The following is a 17,705-nucleotide window of genomic DNA, read 5'->3' on the forward strand; positions in this document are numbered from 1 at the left end:
ACCTCCATCGTGCACTCATCACCTGTAGGTTGGTAGGTTTCGTTACTTCCACGTTATAAAGAGTGCCGGGCGCCTCCCCCGCGATGTCGTACGGTGACCGCATGAGCAGCACCAGAACCGCGCGGAGCGAGGAGCGGCGGGCCGAGATCCTGCGGGCCGCGCTCGAAGTGATCGCGGAGCGCGGGTACCGGGGCGCGAGCCTGTCGGCCGTCGCCGAACGGGTGGGGCTCACCCAGCAGGGGCTGCTGCACCACTTCCCGACGAAGGAGGCGCTGCTCGTCGCCGTCCTGGAGGAGCGGGACCAGTGGGACGCGGTGCCGAGCAGCCGGTGGCGGCTCGATCTCCTCGGGTCGCTCGTCGAGTACAACGCGATGCGGCCCGGCATCGTGCAGACCTTCTCCGCATTGCTCGGCGAGTCGGTGACCGAGGGGCATCCGGCGCGCGCGTTCTTCACCCGGCGCTACGACGGCGTACGGGCGTCCATGGCCGAGGTGCTGCGCACCGAGTACGGCGACCGGCTGCCGGGCGGGCTCACGCCGGAGCGGGCCGCGCCGCTGCTGGTCGCCGTGATGGACGGGTTGCAGTACCAGTGGCTGCTGGACCCGGAGGGCGTGGACATGCCGCAGGCGTTCCGCGACTTCCTGGGCCTGCTCGCGGACGGCGCCGCCGGGTCGTCCTCCCCGGAGGGGGACAGGCCCTAGACCCACCCACCCACGGCGGTGGTCACTGGTTCCAGCGCACCGCGAGGGCCTTGCTCACCGCGCAGACCAGGGCGAAGACGATCGCCCAGACGTAGGCGCCGGCGAGCGCCAGGGCGGCGGCTCCCGCCCCGAACCAGACCAGTTCGAACGCGACGCGGCCGGCGCCGCGCGTCTTGTACCGGGCCTTCGGGGAGCCGAAGAGGGCCCAGGTCGTGATCATCACCGCGAGACCGGCGAGGCCCAGGAGCCAGGCGACGGGGGCCGACACGTCCCGGGTGAAGCCGTAGGCGCCCACCGCGCCGAGCGCCACGAGTTCCACGACGAAGAGGACGGCCAGGTTCGCCGCCTTCATGACGTCACTCCGGGCCGGGGCGCGCCCGCCGCGTCGCCCTCGCCTGCCGTGTGCGGGTGCGGCGGCGCCGGTCGGCCGCCTTCCAGTTCACGCACCATCAAGGTCGCGCCGGCCACCGCCCCCGGCATCAGGAACACCGCCACGAACGGGACCAGGAAGGCCACCGCGAGGGGTGCGCCGAAGCCCCAGGCCAGGCCCTTGCGGGACCTCAACAGGGCGAGGCGGTCGCGGAGTTCGACGCCGCGGCGCTGGAGGGCCACCGACGTCAGTTCCTCCGTGAGGAAGAAGCCCGTCACGAAGAAGCCGAGCACCGGGATCACGGTCTGGCCGACGAACGGGATGAAGCCGAGAGCGAAGAGGAGGATCCCCCACAGGGCCGCGCGCAGCAGGATGCGCAGGCTGTCGCGGGCCGAGATCCACAGGTCGCGCCAGAGCGGCAGGCCGGACTCCGGGACGTCGCCGCCCTCGGCCCGGTCGACCTCTTCGGAGAGCGACTCGTAGAAGGGCTGCCCGATGAGCAGGGTCACCGCCGTGAAGGTGAGGACCGCGAGGAGCAGGGCGAGGGCGAAGAGGACGACGGCCAGGAAGCCGCGGAACAGGCCGAGCCAGGGCGACGACCAGTCGTCGGCGAACGGGGTGACCCAGGTGATGAAGTCGCTGCCCCACACGGCCAGACAGACCAGGGCCGCCGCGTACAGGACGAGGGTGATGAGGCCGGGCAGCAGGCTCCAGCCGTACTGCTTGCCGTGCTGGGCAACCCAGCGCTGCCCCTTCATCAAATAGCCGAAGCCCGCCCCGAGATCACGCATGGCGCAAACCTTACGGGACGGGCCCGGCACCGAAAAAAGGTCAGACGGAAAGCGTGACCGTGATGTTGCCGCGGGTCGCCTTGGAGTACGGGCAGACCTGGTGGGCCTTCTCGACCAGGGACTTGGCGGTGGCCGCGTCCACGTTCGGGATCGACGCCGCGATCTCGACGATCAGACCGAAGCCCTCGTCGTTCTTGCCGATGCCGACCTTCGCGGTGACGGTCGAACCGGTGATGTCGGCGCTCTCCTGGCGGGCGACGACGGCGAGGGCGCCCTGGAAGCAGGCGCTGTAGCCGGCCGCGAAGAGCTGCTCGGGGTTGGTGCCCGCACCCGAACCGCCCTGCTCCTTGGGCGGGTTGACGACGACATCGAGCTTGCCGTCGTCGGTGGCGACGCGGCCGTCGCGGCCGTTCTCGGCGGTGGCTACGGCGGTGTAGACGACGTCGGACTGCGTGATGGCCATGACCGGCTCCCTCGTTCGGTTATTTCGTTAAGTGGAAGGAGGTTACCGAATCATGGAACATCACGGTGTGGCCTGGGTCACTCGATGAAGATCGGTGAGGTCAGAGCTTCACGACCATCTTTCCGGTGTTGTCGCCGCGCAGGACGCCGAGGAACGCCTCCAGGTTGTTCTCGATGCCCTCGACGACGGTCTCGCGGTACTTGAGCTCGCCGGACCTGACCCAGCCGCCGACCTCCTGCACGAACTGCGGCTGCAGGTCGTAGTGGTCGCCGACGAGGAAGCCCTCGATGCGGCCGCGGGTCTGGATGAGGCGGGAGAGGTTGCGCGGGCCGGGGGCCGGCTCCGTGTTGTTGTAGACGGAGATCGCGCCGCAGACGGCGATGCGGCCGTCGCGGTTCAGGCGCGCGATGGCGGCCTCCAGGTGGTCACCGCCGACGTTGTCGAAGTAGGCGTCGACACCGTCGGGGGCGGCCTCCTTCAGGAGCGTGTGGACGTCGCCCGTCTTGTAGTTGAAGGCCGCGTCGAAGCCGTACTCCTCGATGAGGAGCTTGACCTTCTCGTCCGAGCCGGCCGAGCCGATGACCCGCGAGGCGCCCTTCAGCTTGGCGATCTGGCCGACCTGGCCGCCGACCGCGCCCGCCGCACCGGACACGAAGACGCTGTCGCCCTCCTTGAAGGCGAGGGTGCGCAGCAGGCCCGCGTAAGCGGTGAGGCCCGTCATGCCGAGGACACCGAGGTACGTGGACAGCGGCGCGGCCTCCGGGTCCACCTTCACGGCCTGCTTGGCGTCGAACGTGGCGTACTCGCGCCAGCCGAAGAAGTGCAGGACGTGGTCGCCGACCGCGACGCCCTCGTCGTTCGAGGCGATGACGACGCCCACCGCGCCGCCCTGCATGGCCTTGCCCAGCTCGTACGGCGCGACGTACGACTTCGCCGCCGACATCCGGCCGCGCATGTAGGGGTCGACCGACACGTACAGGTTCTTGACCAGGACCTGGCCCGCGGCCGGCGCGGCGACCGGGGCCTCGCGCAGCTCGAAGTCCTCGGGCTTCGGCCAGCCGACGGGGCGGCTGATCAGCACCCACTCGCGGCCGGTGGCAGGGATCTGGGGGGTGTCGGCGGACATGCGCGATCCTCGTCAGCAGTAGGGAAAAGTATTTCAGTACCTGAAACAACCATGCTCCTGAATATTTCAGGATGTCAAGTAACTGGGTACCCTGGAGCCCATGACCGCCACACGTTCCCCCCGGATGGATCCGCTCACGCTGGAAGTCGTCGAGCTGATCGGCGAGGTCGTCGCGCGCTATCACCAGGAGTTCGACGAGGCCGCGGCGGAGCACGGGCTCACGGGGGCGCAGGCGCGGGTGCTGGGGCTGCTGTCGCTCGAACCGCTGCCGATGCGGCAGGTCGCGCAGCGCCTCAAGTGCGAGCCGTCGAACGTGACGGGGATCGTGGACCGCCTGGAGGCCAGGGGGCTCGTGGAGCGGCAGCCCTCACCGGGCGACCGGCGGGTCAAGGTGGCCGTGCCCACGGCGGAGGGGCGCCGGCTCGCCCGCGTCCTGCGGGAGTCGCTGGACTTCGCGCGGGAGCCGCTGGCCGGGCTCTCCCGGGAGGAGCGGGTGGCGTTCCGGGGGATGCTGCGCCGGATGCTCGGGATCGACTGACCCCCGCACCGTCCGGGCACCCCTCAGGTGCACCACCACAGGAACCGCTCGCACGTCTCCGAGGGGGACGGCTGGGCGGTGGGCTTCGTGGCCGTCGGACGCGGCGCGGCGGTGGTCGGGCGCGCCGTGGTCGGCGAGTCGGGCGGTGAACTGGCCGCGGCCGAGGTGGAGTTGACCGGAGTGTCCCGCTGCTCGGTGCCGGGCGACGTCGACGGCGCCTCGCGGGTCGGGCTCGGGGACGCCGACGGCGACGCGGACACGGCGGAGGACGAGGGCGGTGCGGTGGGCGCGGCGGGGTCCGGGTCGGCGGACGCCGGGGACGCCTCCGCGGCGTCCGTGCCGACGTCGGACATGTCGGGGGCAGCCTGGCCCTCGGTGCCCCCGGAGGACTCCGTGGCGAGCTCGGCGAGGCCGAGGCCGCCCGCCGCGAGGACCAGACCCGCGGAGGCGAACAGGATGCGGCCGCGGCGCCGCCGGTGCGCGGCGCGGACGCGGCGCCGGCTGCGGCCGCGCGGCCGGAGCGGCTCCTCCCGCTCGGCCGTCTCGGTCTCTTCGGCCGACTCCTGCGCGGCGAGCGCCTCGGCGTAGGCGCGCACGGCGTCGGCGGGGGTGCCGCAGCCCGGGCAGGCGAGAGCGCCGTTGAGGTGTCTGCGGCACGGGTGGCAGTAGTCCATGACGTAGGGAGGCTAGGCGCCGGGTCGGTAACGGAAAAAGCCGGTGCTGTGAATCTTCTGTGCGGAAGAGCCCGTTCCGACCAGCGCTGTTCGGTGCAGACCCATTGACACTCCCCCAGGCCCGTCCTTACTGTCACGCCAGCATTTCGAACGTGTGACGAAATATCGAACAGCTCAGGGGGCAACTGCCTTGCGCATCACGGGAATCAGCACGCATGTGGTCGGGACTCCGTGGCGGAATCTGACCTACGTCCAGGTGCACACCGACGAGGGCATCACGGGCGTCGGCGAGACCCGGATGCTGGGCCACACCGACGCGCTCATCGGCTACTTGAACGAGGCCAAGGCCAACCACATTCTCGGCTCCGATCCGTTCGCCGTCGAGGACCTGGTCAAGCGAATGAAGTACGGCGACTACGGCCGGGCCGGCGAGATCGTCATGTCCGGCATCGCCGTGATCGAGATGGCCTGCTGGGACATCAAGGGCAAGGCGCTGGGCGTCCCGGTCTGGCAGCTGCTCGGCGGCAAGGTCACCGACAAGGTCAAGGCGTACGCCAACGGCTGGTACACCACGGAGCGGACGCCCGAGGCCTACCACAAGGCCGCGCGCGCGGTGATGGAGCGCGGGTACAAGGCGCTGAAGATCGACCCGTTCGGCACCGGGCACTTCGAGCTGGACCACGAGCAGTCGCTGTACGCGGTGTCGCTGATCGAGGCCGTGCGCGACGCCATCGGCCCCGACGCGGAGCTGATGCTGGAGATGCACGGGCGGTTCTCCCCCGCCACGGCGATCCGGCTGGCCCGTGACCTCGCGCCGTTCAAGCCCGCGTGGCTGGAGGAGCCGGTGCCGCCGGAGAACCTCAAGGCGCTGGAGAAGGTCGCCGCGAAGGTCGACATGCCGGTCGCGACCGGTGAGCGGATCCACGACCGGATCGAGTTCCGGGAGCTCTTCGAGAGCCAGGCCGTGGACATCATCCAGCCCGACGTCGGCCACATCGGCGGCATCTGGGAGACCCGGAAGCTGGCGGCGACGGCCGAGACGCACTACATGCTGGTCGCCCCGCACAACGTGGGCGGGCCCGTGCTCACCGCCGCCTCGCTCCAGGTCGGCTTCACCTCGCCGAACTTCAAGATCCTGGAGCACTTCAACGACTTCGCCGACGCCGACATCAAGAAGGTCGTCAAGGGCGCGCCGCAGGTCGTGGACGGCTACTTCGAGCTGTCGCACGAGCCCGGCCTCGGCGTCGAGCTCGACGTCGACGCCGCCGCCGAGTTCCCGCAGCAGCAGGCCCGCTTCGACCTGTGGGCCGAGGGCTGGGAGAAGCGCGACCCCAAGGCGGGCAAGTGAGCTCCGCGGTCGTCGTCGACGCCCCCGGGCAGCACCGGCTCGTCGCGCACGAGCCGGCCGCGCCGGGGCCCGGCGAGGCCCGGGTGCGGGTGCACGCCGTGGGCATCTGCGGCAGCGACCGCGAGGTGTACCAGGGCAACCGCCCCGAGGGCTACGTGCGCTACCCGCTGACCCCCGGGCACGAGTGGTCCGGTGTGGTGGACGCGGTGGGCGACGGGGTCCCGGCGTCGCTGGCCGGCCGGAAGGTCGTCGGCGAGGGGTTTCGCAACTGCCAGGTGTGCGACCGCTGCCACGCCGGTGAGACGACGCTGTGCACCGCCGGGTACGAGGAGACGGGCTTCACGCAGCCGGGGGCGATGGCGACGACGCTGGTGCTGCCCGCGCGCCTGCTGCACGTCCTGCCGGACGACGCAGACCTGTCGGCCGCGGCGCTGCTCGAACCCGCCGCGTGCATCGCCGCCGCCGCGCTCAAGGCGGAGGCGCGGCCCGGGGACCGGGTGGCCGTCGTCGGGACCGGGACGCTCGGCATGTTCGCCGTGCAGTTCCTCGCGGCGGGCTCACCCGCCGAGCTGCTCGTCGTCGGCTCGCGGGACGAACGGGCCGCGCTGTCGCGGCAGTTCGGGGCGACCGACTTCAAGCTGCGCGGGGACGAGCTGCCGGACGACTTCGACGTGGTCATCGAGACCGCCGGGTCCGCCTCCGCCGCGCGCACCGCGGCGTCGCTGCTGCGGCGGGGCGGGCGCCTGGTGCTCACCGGGATCCCGGCGGCCGGGGCGGACGGGCTCGACCCGACCGATCTCGTGGTGCGGCAGCTGGAGGTGCGGACCGTCTTCGGGGCCGCGCCGGACGCGTGGGCGCACGCGGTGCGGGTGTTCGGGGCGGGGCTGCTCGATCCGGCGCCGCTGGTGACGCACGAGGTGCCGCTGGAGCGGTTCGCCGAGGCCATCGAGCTGGTGGGGGCCGGGGATCCGAAGGTGGGGAAGGTGTTGTTGCGCCCTTAGTCCTCGCGGGGATTGTGCCCGCTCACGGGGTTCGCGACCGGCAGGATCCGAACCCCGTTCGACATGTCGAACATAGTGGAACGTCACTTGAACGTAAGGACCAGCGTGACCGACTCACCCCGCCAGCCCGGCGAACCCGCCCTCTCCGCCCTCGGCCTGAGCGCCCCGGCGCCGGACCCGGCGGACGCCTCCCCGCACACCTTCCCCGACGGCGGCACGTGGCGCGTCGAGATCCCGTCCGTGGAAGGCCCCGAGGCCGTCGGCGTCGTCCTCAAGGAGGCCTCGCGCCTCGACGTCCCGATCCACCGCATCAGCCAGGGCAGTGGCGTCTGGATGCTGCGGGACACCGAGATCGTCGAGATGGTCGAGGCGACCGCCGAGCGCGACATCGAACTGTGCCTGTTCACCGGCCCGCGCGGCACCTGGGACACCGGCGCCTCCGTGCGCACGGACTCGCGCGGCGCCGGCCTGCGGGCCCGTGGGCACGACGCCGTCGCCGGCTGCGTCGAGGACGCCGTCCGGGCCGTGGAGCTGGGCGTGAAGTGCCTGCTCGTGGCCGACGAGGGCGTGCTGTGGGCGCTGCACCGGGCGCGCACCCAGGGGATCATCCCCGCCGACACCACCCTCAAGGTGTCCGCGCTCATCGGGCCCGTGAACCCGGCCTCGTACGCCGTGTACGAGCAACTGGGCGCGGACTCGCTGAACGTGCCCAGCGACCTGACGCTCGCCCATCTCACCGAGATCCGCCGGGTGTCGGCCGCCCCGATGGACATGTACGTCGAGGCTCCGGACGACCTGGGTGGTTATGTCCGGATGTACGAGATCGCCGAACTGGTGCGGCGCGGCGCCCCGTTGTACCTGAAGTTCGGGCTGGCGAAGGCGCCCGCCATCTATCCGTACGGCGCCCATCTGCGGGACGTCACCCTCGACACCGCGCGCGAGCGGGTGCGCAGGGGGCGGCTCGCGCTGGATCTGCTGGCACGGCACGGAGCCGGTGACGGAATGTCGCCGCTCGGCTCCCGGCTGCCCGGCGATCTCAAGCGCTTCAACACGGCCCAATAACGTTCCGGAAACACAACTTCCCAGATTCAGACAAGGCCGCGCAGAATCCGACGCACCTCCTCTCGGTCAACCACCGCTCCTCGTCAGCGACTTCGCACTTCCCGACCGAGCTCTGCACTCTCACATCAAGGATGATGACCATGCGAAACCGCCGAGCCGCTCTCGGAGCGATAGCCGCCACCGCCTCCCTCGCGCTGACCCTGACCGCCTGCGGCCAGGACAGCGAGGGCGGCAAGGACGAGGGCAAGAAGAGCGCCGAGGGCTCCACCGTCGGCATCGCGATGCCGACGAAGTCCTCCGAGCGCTGGATCGCGGACGGCAACAACGTTGTCAAGTCCCTGAAGGCGAAGGGCTACAAGACCAAGCTGGTGTTCGGTGAGGACGACCCCGACCAGCAGGTCTCCCAGATCGAGAACATGATCACGCAGGGCGTCTCCGCGCTGATCGTCGCCGCGATCGACAACAAGTCGCTCAGCTCCGTGCTCCAGCAGGCCGCCGACGCCGACATCCCGGTCATCGCGTACGACCGGCTCATCCTCGACTCGAAGAACGTCAGCTACTACGCGACGTTCGACAACGAGAAGGTCGGCGAGCTCCAGGCCGGTTCGCTGGTCACCAAGCTCGGCCTCGACCAGGGCAAGAAGGGCCCGTTCAACGTCGAGCTGTTCGCCGGCTCCAACGACGACAACAACACCAAGTACTTCTTCAACGGCGCGATGAAGACGCTGCAGCCGTACATCGACAAGAAGCAGGTCGTCGTCAAGTCCGGCCAGACCAAGCTCAACCAGGTCACCACGCTGCGCTGGGACGGTGCCACCGCCCAGAAGCGCATGGACGACATCCTGACCTCGACGTACAAGGGCAGCAACCGCGTGGACGCGGTGCTCTCCCCGTACGACGGCATCTCGATCGGCATCCTCTCCGCCCTGAAGTCGGACGGCTACGGCTCCAAGTCCAAGCCGCTGCCGGCCGTCTCCGGCCAGGACGCCGAGGTCGCCTCGGTGAAGTCGATCATCGCGGACGAGCAGTACTCGACCGTCTACAAGGACACCCGCGAGCTGGCCAAGGTCGCGGTGACCATGGTCGACGACGTGCTGCACGACAAGAAGCCCGAGGTCAACGACACCAAGACGTACGACAACGGCGCCAAGGTCATCCCCTCGTACCTGCTCAAGCCCGTCCTGGTCACCAAGGACAACTACGAGAAGGAGCTCATCGACGGCGGCTACTACACCAAGGCCGACCTGGGCCAGTAAGTAACCCCGTCCGACCACTAGTTGAAGGGCACGACCATGGCGGGACCCGTCCTGGAAATGCGCTCGATCGTCAAGACCTTTCCCGGTGTCAAAGCGCTCTCGGACGTCACGCTGACAGTACGTCAGGGCGAGGTCCACGCCATCTGCGGTGAGAACGGCGCCGGGAAGTCCACCTTGATGAAGGTGCTCTCCGGCGTCCATCCGCACGGCACGTACGAGGGGGACATCCTCTTCGAGGGGAACCCCTGCGAGTTCAAGGACATCAACGCGTCCGAGAAGCGCGGCATCGTGATCATCCACCAGGAGCTGGCCCTCGTGCCGTTCCTGTCGATCGCCGAGAACATGTTCCTCGGCAACGAGCACGCCACGCGCGGGATGATCGACTGGCGCGAGACCCTGCGGCACGCCACCCGGCAGCTCCGCCGGGTCGGCCTGTCCGAGAACCCCAACACCCGGATCGCCGACATCGGCGTCGGCAAGCAGCAGCTCGTGGAGATCGCCAAGGCGCTCGCCAAGGACGTGAAGCTGCTGATCCTGGACGAGCCGACCGCGTCGCTGAACGACGAGGACTCCGGCAAACTCCTGGACCTGATCCTGGAGTTGAAGGAACAGGGCATCACCTCGATCATCATCTCGCACAAGCTGAACGAGATCCGTCGCGTCGCCGACTCGGTGACGATCCTGCGCGACGGCCGCACCATCGAGACCCTCGACGTGCACGCCGAGGAGACCAGCGAGGACCGGATCATCTCCGGGATGGTCGGCCGCGACCTGGAGCACCGCTTCCCCGAGCGGACCCCGCACCACGCCGAGGAGGGCGCGGCGCCGGCCCTGGAGATCCGCAACTGGACCGTGCACCACCCCATCGACCGGGAGCGCAAGGTCGTCGATGACGTGTCGGTCCAGGTCCGCCGCGGCGAGATCGTCGGCATCGCCGGCCTGATGGGCGCCGGCCGCACCGAGCTCGCGATGAGCGTCTTCGGGCGGACCTACGGCCGGTACGCGGGCGGCACCGTCCTCAAGGACGGCACGGAGATCCGCACCAAGTCGGTCGCGGAGGCCGTCGCGCACGGCATCGCCTACGCGACGGAGGACCGCAAGCACTACGGCCTCAACCTCATCGACACCATCAACCGCAACATCTCCCTGGCGGCGCTCGGCAAGGTCTCCAAGCGGGGCGTGGTCGACGAGCACGGCGAGCGGCAGGTCGCCGAGGAGTACCGCAAGTCGATGAACATCAAGGCCCCGACGGTCTTCGAACCGGCGGGCAAGCTGTCGGGCGGCAACCAGCAGAAGGTCGTCCTCAGCAAGTGGATCTTCGCGGGCCCGGACGTGCTCATCCTCGACGAGCCGACCCGCGGGATCGACGTCGGCGCCAAGTACGAGATCTACACGGTCATCGACAAGCTCGCGGCCGAGGGCAAGGCGGTGGTGTTCATCTCCTCCGAGCTGCCCGAACTGCTCGGCATGTGCGACCGCATCTACACGATGAGCGCGGGACGGCTGACCGGTGAGGTCGCCCGCGCGGAGGCGACGCAGGAGTCCCTGATGCGCCTGATGACCAAGGACAAGAACGGGACAGAAGAGGTAACGCGATGAGCACGGACGTGATGGACAAGTCCCCGGCGCCCGCGCCGCCGGGCAAGGGCGGCGGCGCCGGCGCCGGGGGCGGGCTGCTGCACCTCGTGCTCGACGGAATGCGCCGCAACATGCGCCAGTACGGCATGCTGCTCGCGCTCGGCCTGCTCGTGATCGTCTTCGCCATCTGGACGAACGGCGACCTGATCCTGCCGCGCAACGTCTCCAACCTGGTGCTGCAGAACAGCTACATCCTGATCCTCGCGATCGGCATGATGCTGGTCATCATCGCCGGCCACATCGACCTGTCGGTCGGCTCGCTGACCGCCTTCGTCGGCTCGACGGCCGCCGTCCTCATGGTCAGTCACGACGTGGCCTGGCCCGTCGCGGCCGTCATCTGCCTCGCGATGGGCGCCGCCGCCGGTTCCATCCAGGGCTGGCTGATCGCATACGGAGGCATACCCTCCTTCATCGTGACGCTGGCCGGCATGCTGGTGTGGCGCGGTCTCACCGAGATCCTGCTGAAGGGGCAGACCCTCGGCCCGTTCCCGGAGGGCCTCGGCAAGCTCGGCAACGGCTTCCTGCCCGAGGTCGGCCCGAACACCAACTACCACAACCTGACGCTGCTGCTCGGTGTCGTGCTCGCCGCCGCCGTGGTGATCCAGGAGCTGCGCGACCGCCGTCGCCAGCAGGAGTTCGCGCTCGAACTGCCGCCGTTCAACCTGTTCGTGCTGAAGCTGATCGCGATCGTCGCCGCCATCGCCGTGGTGACGATGCTGCTCGCCAGCTACAAGGGCGCCCCGATCGTCCTGCTCATCCTCGGTGTGCTGGTCGTCGGCTACGGCTATCTGATGCGCAACTCGATCTTCGGCCGGCACATCTACGCCATCGGCGGCAACCTCCCGGCGGCGAAGCTCTCCGGCGTGAAGGACAAGAAGGTCTCCTTCTACGTCTTCCTGAACATGGGCGTGCTCGCGGCCCTGGCCGGTCTGGTCGTCGCGGCCCGGCTCAACGCGGCCTCGCCGAAGGCGGGCCTCAACTTCGAACTGGAGGCCATCGCCGCGTCGTTCATCGGCGGCGCGTCCATGAGCGGCGGTGTGGGCACCGTCCTCGGCGCGATCATCGGCGGTCTCGTCCTCGGCGTGCTGAACAACGGCATGAACCTGCTGGGCGTCGGCTCCGACTGGCAGTCGGTGATCAAGGGGCTCGCGCTGCTCGCCGCGGTCGGCTTCGACGTGTGGAACAAGCGTCGCGTCGGTTCGTAACGGTTTCTCCGGAAAGTTCGCACGTCGCACGTCATCAGGCTCAACTCCCTCTCTAGGAGCGTCAGATGGACACGTCCAGACGTACGGTGCTCGCGGCGGCAGCCGCGGGTGTCGCCGCCACCACCGTGATCAGCGGCACGGCACACGCCGCGTCGGGAAAGCAGCCCGTGAAGGAGCTCTTCGGCAAGCTCGCCGACGGCACGAAGATCTACCGCTGGTCCCTGCAGAACGGCGGGACCCGGCTGAAGGTCCTCTCGTACGGCGGCATCGTGCAGTCCCTGGAGCTCCCCGACCGCCACGGCCGGTACGCGAACGTCTCCCTCGGCTACGACAACATCGAGGCGTACGTCGCGGGCACCACGTTCTTCGGCGCCACCATCGGCCGGTACGGGAACCGCATCGCCAAGGGGCAGTTCACGCTCGACGGCACGAAGTACCAGCTCTCCGTGAACGACGGGGTGAACTCCCTGCACGGCGGCGCCAAGGGCTTCAACACCCGGGTGTGGGACGTGGAGGGCTTCACGTCCGGGTCCGACGTCGGCCTGCACCTGTACTACACGTCGGTCGACGGCGAGATGGGCTACCCGGGCACGCTCAGGGTGAAGGTCACCTTCACCCTGACCGCGCGCGGCGACTGGCGGATCGACTACGAGGCGACGACGGACAAGGCGACCGTCGTGAACCTCACCAACCACACCTACTACAACCTCGCGGGCGAGGGCAGCGGCTCCATCGAGGGCCACGAGCTGACGCTGGCCGCCTCCCGGTACACGCCCACCGACTCGGGGCTCATCCCGACCGGTGAGCTGGCGAAGGTCGCGGGCACGCCGTTCGACTTCCGGCGCGGCAAGGAGATCGGCGACGACATCCGGGCCGCGCACCCGCAGCTGATCACCGCGAAGGGCTTCGACCACAACTGGGTGCTCGACAAGGGCAGCACGTCGTCGCCGGTGCACTTCGCGACCCTGCGCGACCCGGGTTCGGGCCGCACCCTGAAGATCGCCACCGATCAGCCAGGCGTGCAGTTCTACTCGGGCAACTTCCTCGACGGCACGCTCACCGGTCCTTCCGGGCGCACCTACCGGCAGGGCGACGGCCTGTGCCTGGAGACGCAGCACTTCCCGGACTCGCCGAACCAGCCGTCGTTCCCGTCCACCGTGCTGCGGCCCGGTCAGACGTACCGCACGACGACGGTGCACTCGTTCAGCGCCTCCTGAGCGCCCCGTGAGCGCATCGTGAGCACCTGCCGTTGAACACCGCCCCGCCCGTATCCGTATGACACGCCACCACGGATACGGGCGGAGGCAGTTGATGAGCGCGGGTGTCGTCTCACTGTTCCAGGGCAGTACGGCCCACTCCCCCTCCTACGGCCAGCTGCGGCGGGCCGGGGCGGGCGGCGGCGGGCACGTCACCGACTTCTGCATCCCCTGCAACCCGTACTTCCCCACGCCCGCGATGCTGGACGCGCTGCGCGGGCGGCTGCACGAGATCCTGACGTACTACCCGAGCGGCGCCGACACCATCACCGCGGAGCTCTGCCAGGTCCTCGGCCTCAACCCGCAGACCGTCGCGATGGGCAACGGCTCGACCGAACTCATCACCTGGATCGACCACTTGCTGGTGCGCGACTCGCTCGCCGTGCCGGTGCCGACGTTCGGGCGGTGGACGGACCAGCCGATGGAGACGGGCAAGCGGGTCGACATGTTCCCGCTGCCGGAGCGCGACGGGTTCGCGCTCGACCCGGCGGCGTACGCGGAGTTCATCCACGCGCGCGGCTCCCGGGTCGCCGTGATCTGCAATCCGAACAACCCCGACGGCGGCCTCGTGCCGCGCCGGTCGCTGCTGGCCCTCCTCGACGAGCTGCGCCATCTGGACCTGATCGTGATCGACGAGTCCTTCCTCGACTTCGCCGACGCCGCCGAGGGCGGCCAGGACCCGAGCCTGGTGCGGGAGGCGGTCCTGCGGCCCAACGTCATCGTGCTGCGCAGCCTCGGCAAGAACTTCGGGCTGCACGGCATCCGCTTCGGCTACCTCGTCGCGAACCCGGGGCTGGCCGGGCGGGTGCGGGCGGCGCTGCCGAAGTGGAACCTCAACTCCTTCGCGGAGACCGTGGTGTTCATGCTGCGCGACCACCGCCAGGAGTACGCGGACAGCATTCGCCAGGTCTGCCGCGACCGCCAGGACATGCGCTGGCACCTGGCACGCCTGCCCGGCCTCACCGTGTACCCGTCGCAGGGCAACTTCCTGTACGTGCGCCTCCCGGACGGCCTCGACGGGGTCGCGGTGCGCGATCAACTCCTGGACCGGCACGGCGTGCTGGTGCGGGAGTGCGGCAACAAGATCGGATCTTCCAGCAACTTCCTGCGCCTCGTGGTGCGGCCTCAGCCGGACGTCCTGCGCCTGGTGTCCGGACTCGAGGCAGTCATGGGGAGCGGGAGGGGAGCCGCCGTGCCCGAGCTGAACGGAGGGACCACCTACAGCTCGGGCACGGCGGCGGTGGACCGGGTGGTGTGGGGCGCCGTGTCCTGAACTCCTCCACGGGACTCAGGGGTTGTGCCAGGCCGCCGGGTCGTCGGTCAGCTCCCGCACCTGGTCGGGCAGCCGCCCGCCCGCGATGTCGGCGAGGCTGACGCCCTCCAGGATCTTGCGCACGTTGGCGCGCAGCGCCACCCACACGGGCAGCAGCGGCTCGGCGGGGCCCTGGTAGCTGAGGGCGCTGGGCCGCTCGCCGCGCACCGACACGATGGGGCCCTCGACGGCGCGGACGACGTCGGCGACGGTGATCGCGCCGGCGGGGCGGGCCAGGAGGTAGCCGCCGTTGCCGCCGCGCCGGCTGACGACGATGCCGCCGCGCCGCAGGTCGCCGAGGATGCCTTCAAGGAACTTGTGCGGGATCTCCTGCGCCGCGGAGATGGTCTCCGCCTTGACGGGTCCGCCGTCGGTGCGGACGGCCAGTTCCAGGCCGGCCCGGACCGCGTAGTCGGCTCTGGCTGAAATCCTCATGGGGTCATTGTCGGGGACGGTTCGGGCTCCTGGGCCGGGGGTGCGGCGACCGTCCTGCGGGTGCGCAGGGTCACCGCGAGGCCCACGGCCGCGACCGCTCCGCAGACCACCACGAGAGGGGCGCCGGACACGCCCCACATGGCGAGCCCCGACCCGGTGAGCAGGACCACCAGCGCCCAGCGCAGGGCGGGCCCCGACACCCGGGTGGAGAGCACGGCGCCGGCCAGCACACCGGGGATCGCGCCGACCAGCAGCGTGCCGGTCAGGCCCAGCGACACGTCGCCGACGAGGAAGTGCCCGAGGGCGGCGGCGCCGACCAGCGGGACGGCCTGCACCAGGTCGGTGCCCACCAGGTGGTTCGCCCGGAGCCGGGGGTGGGCGAGCATCAGCATCACGATGATCAGGGAGCCGGAGCCGACCGAGGTCATCCCGACGACGAGCCCGCCGACCAGCCCGATCAGCAGCGTCGCCACCGGCCTGACCCGCACCTCGGCGTCCTCGGCGGCAGCGGCGCCCAGGCCGCGGCGCCGGTCGAGCCACATCCGGGCGAGCATCCCGGCCACGGCGAGCAGCAGGGCGCCGCCGATGACGTACTTGACCCGGGTCTGGAGCGCCGCACCGTCACCGAGCGCCTGGAGGAGCAGCGCCCCGGCGAACGCGGCGGGCAGGGCGGTGGGCAGCAGCCACCGGACGATGTCCCAGCGGATCGTGCCCGCTCTGTGGTGCACGGCGGCGCCGAAGGGCTTCATGAACAGGGAGGTCGCCAGGTCGCTGCCGATGGCGGCGGTGGGGTTGACCCCGAAGAACATGACCATGATCGGGGTCATCAGGGCGCCACCGCCCATACCGGTGAGCCCCACCGCGAGCCCGACCAGGGCACCGGCGACGACGATCGTCCACGAGAAGTCCATGAGGGCCACTGTGCCCACGTTCCCTATGGGGAAGGTATGAATGGCGCTCGAATTTCACATGGTGGACCGCCCTCACCGGCGCACCCGCGCGGGTCTCACGCCAGCCGGATCACGTTCCACGACAGGGGTTCCAGGGTCGCCTTGAGGGTGGCGTCGGACAGGGTCGTGCCGGTCGCCGTGTGGGGGGCCACCCGGTTCGGGTCGGTGAGGGTGTTCTTGGCGTCCGGGTCCTGATCCGACAGCACCGAGTGTTCGGTCACCGTCGTCAACTCAAGGCCGTTCAGGGCGACTTCCAGAGGGAGGGCCTGGGTCTGGCTGCGGTTCACCGCGAAGACGGTCACCGTGCCGTCGTCGGCGCGGACCGCGGTCGCGTGCAGCAGATCGGCGGTGCCGTGGCGCTGCGTGTCGTACGTCGGGGAGTCGACGCGGACGTCGAGGACCTCGCCGCGGCCGTACCGGGAGGCCTGCGCGAACGGGAAGAACGTCGTCTGGCGCCAGGCCGGGCCGCCCGGCTCCGTCATGATCGGCGCGATGACGTTGACCAGCTGCGCGAGGCAGGCGACCGTGACGCGGTCCGCGTGCCGGAGCAGGGCGATCAGGAGCGAGCCGAAGACGACCGCGTCCGTGACCGAGTAGACGTCCTCCAGCAGGCGGGGCGCCTCCGGCCAGTCCAGGGCCGAGACCTGGGCGTCGGTGCGCGACATGTACCAGACGTTCCACTCGTCGAAGGAGAGGTTGATCTTCTTCTTCGACTTGAGGCGGGCGCCCACGTGGTCACAGGTCGCGACGACGTTCTCGATGAACGACTCCATGTCCACCGCCGAGGCGAGGAACGAGTCGCGGTCGCCGTCGTGCTCCTCGTAGTAGGCGTGCAGCGAGACGTAGTCGACCAGGTCGTAGGTCTCCTGGAGGACCGTCGCCTCCCATTCGGCGAACGTGTCCATGGCCTGGCCGGAGCTGCCGCACGCGACCAGTTCCACGTCCTTGTCGATCTGGCGCATGGCGCGCGCCGTCTCGGCGGCGATCCGCCCGTACTCCTCGGCCGTCTTGTGGCCGGTCTGCCAGGGGCCGTCCATCTCGTTGCCCAGGCACCACAGCCGGATGCCGAAGGGGTCCTTGTCGCCGTGCGCGATCCGGCGGTCGGACAGCTCGGTGCCCGCCGGGTGGTTCGCGTACTCCTGGAGCTCGATGGCCTCCGCGACGCCGCGCGTGCCGAGGTTCACCGCCATCATCGGTTCGGCCTGCGGGCCGACCTTCTTCAGGAACGCGATGTACTCGGAGAGGCCGAAGCGGTTCGACTCCGTGGTGCGCCAGGCGAGGTCGAGGCGGCGGGGGCGGTCCTCGACGGGGCCGACCGAGTCCTCCCACTTGTAGCCGGAGACGAAGTTGCCGCCGGGGTAGCGGATGGCGGTCGCGCCCAGCTCCCGTACCAGGTCCAGGACATCGGTGCGCAGGCCGGCCTCGTCCGCGGTGGGGTGGTCCGGTTCGAAGATGCCGGTGTAGACGCAGCGGCCGAGGTGCTCGACGAAGGAGCCGAAGAGACGGGGGTCGACCGTGCCGACCGTGAAGGCGGGGTCCAGGGTGAAGCGGGCGGTGCTCAATGCTTTCCTTCCGTTCT

The 17,705-nt window shown here is 70.0% G+C and carries 18 protein-coding genes; 10 read left to right on the forward strand and 8 right to left on the reverse strand.

What is annotated here, in order from left to right:
• Positions 1–83 precede the first annotated feature (83 nt).
• Positions 84–701, forward strand: a complete 618-nt coding sequence (locus M4J07_RS09075; RefSeq protein ID WP_255969422.1) for a TetR/AcrR family transcriptional regulator — start codon at positions 84–86, stop codon at positions 699–701.
• A 22-nt stretch (positions 702–723) separates the two neighbouring features.
• Here the strand turns inward: M4J07_RS09075 and M4J07_RS09080 are convergent, their stop codons facing one another.
• From M4J07_RS09080 to M4J07_RS09095, 4 genes are all read right to left on the reverse strand, one after another.
• On the reverse strand, positions 724–1,053 hold the full coding sequence (locus M4J07_RS09080) for a YrdB family protein (RefSeq protein WP_255969340.1): 330 nt from the start codon (positions 1,051–1,053) through the stop codon (positions 724–726).
• The gene (locus M4J07_RS09085; protein ID WP_255969342.1) at positions 1,050–1,862 is read right to left on the reverse strand and encodes an EI24 domain-containing protein; all 813 of its coding nucleotides are present in this window, start codon (positions 1,860–1,862) and stop codon (positions 1,050–1,052) included. Before M4J07_RS09085 ends, M4J07_RS09080 begins: the two co-directional genes overlap by 4 nt.
• Before the next feature lie 40 nt (positions 1,863–1,902).
• Entirely contained in the window at positions 1,903–2,325 is a 423-nt protein-coding gene (locus M4J07_RS09090) for an organic hydroperoxide resistance protein (protein WP_255969344.1), read from the reverse strand.
• A gap of 100 nt (positions 2,326–2,425) precedes the next feature.
• A complete protein-coding gene (locus M4J07_RS09095) occupies positions 2,426–3,451 on the reverse strand; it encodes an NADP-dependent oxidoreductase (protein ID WP_255969346.1) in 1,026 nt (341 codons plus the stop codon).
• Positions 3,452–3,551: 100 nt separating this feature from the next.
• Here M4J07_RS09095 and M4J07_RS09100 point away from each other — a divergent pair, with 100 nt between their 5' ends.
• Positions 3,552–3,989, forward strand: coding sequence for a MarR family winged helix-turn-helix transcriptional regulator (locus M4J07_RS09100; protein WP_255969349.1), 438 nt, complete (start codon positions 3,552–3,554; stop codon positions 3,987–3,989).
• Positions 3,990–4,012: 23 nt separating this feature from the next.
• On the opposite strand, the gene M4J07_RS09105 is transcribed toward M4J07_RS09100, so the two are convergent.
• Positions 4,013–4,663 carry an SCO2400 family protein gene (locus M4J07_RS09105; RefSeq protein WP_255969352.1) on the reverse strand — a complete coding sequence of 217 codons (651 nt, stop codon included), beginning with the start codon at positions 4,661–4,663 and terminating at the stop codon, positions 4,013–4,015.
• Positions 4,664–4,853: 190 nt separating this feature from the next.
• Between M4J07_RS09105 and M4J07_RS09110 the strand changes: the two genes are divergently transcribed.
• The 8 genes from M4J07_RS09110 (at position 4,854) to M4J07_RS09145 (ending at position 14,702) form a co-directional block, all read left to right on the forward strand.
• Entirely contained in the window at positions 4,854–6,011 is a 1,158-nt protein-coding gene (locus M4J07_RS09110; protein ID WP_255969355.1) for a mandelate racemase/muconate lactonizing enzyme family protein, read from the forward strand.
• Positions 6,008–7,012, forward strand: coding sequence for a zinc-dependent alcohol dehydrogenase (locus M4J07_RS09115; RefSeq protein WP_255969358.1), 1,005 nt, complete (start codon positions 6,008–6,010; stop codon positions 7,010–7,012). Before M4J07_RS09110 ends, M4J07_RS09115 begins: the two co-directional genes overlap by 4 nt.
• A gap of 63 nt (positions 7,013–7,075) precedes the next feature.
• A complete protein-coding gene (locus M4J07_RS09120; RefSeq protein WP_255969361.1) occupies positions 7,076–8,074 on the forward strand; it encodes a hypothetical protein in 999 nt (332 codons plus the stop codon).
• A 140-nt stretch (positions 8,075–8,214) separates the two neighbouring features.
• Positions 8,215–9,330, forward strand: coding sequence for a multiple monosaccharide ABC transporter substrate-binding protein (gene chvE, locus M4J07_RS09125; protein WP_255969364.1), 1,116 nt, complete (start codon positions 8,215–8,217; stop codon positions 9,328–9,330).
• Between the two features lie 36 nt (positions 9,331–9,366).
• Entirely contained in the window at positions 9,367–10,929 is a 1,563-nt protein-coding gene (gene mmsA, locus M4J07_RS09130; protein WP_255969367.1) for a multiple monosaccharide ABC transporter ATP-binding protein, read from the forward strand.
• Positions 10,926–12,173, forward strand: coding sequence for a multiple monosaccharide ABC transporter permease (gene mmsB, locus M4J07_RS09135; protein ID WP_255969370.1), 1,248 nt, complete (start codon positions 10,926–10,928; stop codon positions 12,171–12,173). Before mmsA ends, mmsB begins: the two co-directional genes overlap by 4 nt.
• A gap of 65 nt (positions 12,174–12,238) precedes the next feature.
• Positions 12,239–13,390 carry an aldose epimerase family protein gene (locus M4J07_RS09140; RefSeq protein ID WP_255969373.1) on the forward strand — a complete coding sequence of 384 codons (1,152 nt, stop codon included), beginning with the start codon at positions 12,239–12,241 and terminating at the stop codon, positions 13,388–13,390.
• 94 nt (positions 13,391–13,484) lie between these two features.
• Complete coding sequence (locus M4J07_RS09145) at positions 13,485–14,702, forward strand: pyridoxal phosphate-dependent aminotransferase (RefSeq protein WP_374215017.1); 1,218 nt, start codon at positions 13,485–13,487, stop codon at positions 14,700–14,702.
• A gap of 15 nt (positions 14,703–14,717) precedes the next feature.
• Here M4J07_RS09145 and M4J07_RS09150 read toward each other — a convergent pair whose 3' ends face one another.
• The 3 genes from M4J07_RS09150 to arfA all read right to left on the reverse strand — a co-directional run bounded on the left by M4J07_RS09150 (position 14,718) and on the right by arfA (position 17,688).
• Entirely contained in the window at positions 14,718–15,176 is a 459-nt protein-coding gene (locus tag M4J07_RS09150; protein WP_255969375.1) for an RrF2 family transcriptional regulator, read from the reverse strand.
• A complete protein-coding gene (locus M4J07_RS09155; RefSeq protein WP_255969378.1) occupies positions 15,173–16,087 on the reverse strand; it encodes a sulfite exporter TauE/SafE family protein in 915 nt (304 codons plus the stop codon). The genes M4J07_RS09150 and M4J07_RS09155 overlap by 4 nt, the downstream gene beginning before the upstream one ends.
• A 95-nt stretch (positions 16,088–16,182) precedes the next feature.
• Positions 16,183–17,688 carry an arabinosylfuranosidase ArfA gene (arfA, locus tag M4J07_RS09160; RefSeq protein ID WP_255969380.1) on the reverse strand — a complete coding sequence of 502 codons (1,506 nt, stop codon included), beginning with the start codon at positions 17,686–17,688 and terminating at the stop codon, positions 16,183–16,185.
• Positions 17,689–17,705 lie beyond the last annotated feature (17 nt).

The organism is Streptomyces longispororuber, assembly GCF_024448165.1.
Taxonomy (GTDB): Bacteria; Actinomycetota; Actinomycetes; order Streptomycetales; family Streptomycetaceae; genus Streptomyces; species Streptomyces longispororuber_A.